The 1129-nt window shown below is 46.6% G+C and carries 2 protein-coding genes; both read right to left on the reverse strand.

What is annotated here, in order from left to right; genetic code table 11:
- The coding region (locus B7Y67_RS18885; RefSeq protein WP_293599945.1) for a SulP family inorganic anion transporter at positions 1 to 957 on the reverse strand (957 nt) is incomplete at its 3' end.
- Between the two features lie 13 nt (positions 958 to 970).
- Positions 971 to 1129, reverse strand: a 159-nt coding sequence (locus B7Y67_RS18890; protein ID WP_293599946.1) for a DUF2177 family protein, incomplete at its 5' end; no start/stop codon positions are given.

Consider the following 1129-nt stretch of genomic DNA (forward strand, 5'->3'; position numbering starts at 1 on the left):
TATGTTGGTAACTGTTCTTGCAATAGTTCCTGTTGCAGGCATTCCGCCAAAGAACGGGGTGACTAGATTTGCTACGCCTTGTGCCATCAACTCCTGGTTAGAGTTGTGGCGATCATGAATCAGTCCATCGGCAATGCGTGCGCATAGCAGTGATTCAATAGCTCCAAGTACGGCCAGCGTGATAGCAGGTGCAATGACAAACTGTGCAGTACTCCAGCTGACTGGAATCCATTCAAAGCTGGGTAGTCCTGATGGAATGCCACCAAAACGACTGCCAATGGTGTCGACAGGCAGGTTAAATATGCTGGTGATGATAGTGGCAACAGTCATTGCAATGACTGTTGCTGGGATATGGCTTAGGTGTCCAAGACGTTTCTGAAAATTTCTCCAAGCAATTAAAAGAGCCAAGCTGCCTATGGACAACATAAGGGCGATGGGATTTACCGTATCGGCGGCAGCATACAAAGCTTCGATTGCTTGAAAAAATTCAGCAGGCATCTTCGTAATTTGTAAGCCAAAAAACTCTTTAACTTGAGAGAGACCAATCAAGACGGCGATGCCATTGGTAAATCCAATAATGACAGCAACTGGAATAAAGCGAATTAAGGTTCCAAGCCGAAAGAGTCCCATCAAAAATAAGAACACTCCAGACATGGCGGTTGCCAAGAGTAAATTAGCTAGACCGTAATGCTCCACAATGCCGTAAACAATGACGATGAACGCGCCCGCAGGCCCACCAATTTGCACGCGGCTACCACCCAGTAAAGAAATGAGTCCGCCAGCAATAATTGCTGTGAAAATGCCTGCTTCTGGTTTGAGTCCGCTGGCAATTGCAAAGGCCATTGCTAAAGGTAATGCAACTACACCGACTGTGATGCCCGCTAATATATCTTTACTAAACAGGGCGCCGTTATAGCCCTTAAAGGAATCGAGTAGTTTTGGGTGAAAGAGATTCATGGGAAAAAGATTTTCAGGCTATCTTACTACCAAGCCAGTAGGCTAGAGCGCTGGATGCCGCGGTTACCGCTGAGCCCCAAACGATATCCACAAATGCCAGTCGCATAGGGAAGTCACGGATGACGGCAAGATTGGTGAGATCGTAAGTCATATAGCAAAAGAAGCCAAATAG

The organism is Polynucleobacter sp. 35-46-11, assembly GCF_002281105.1.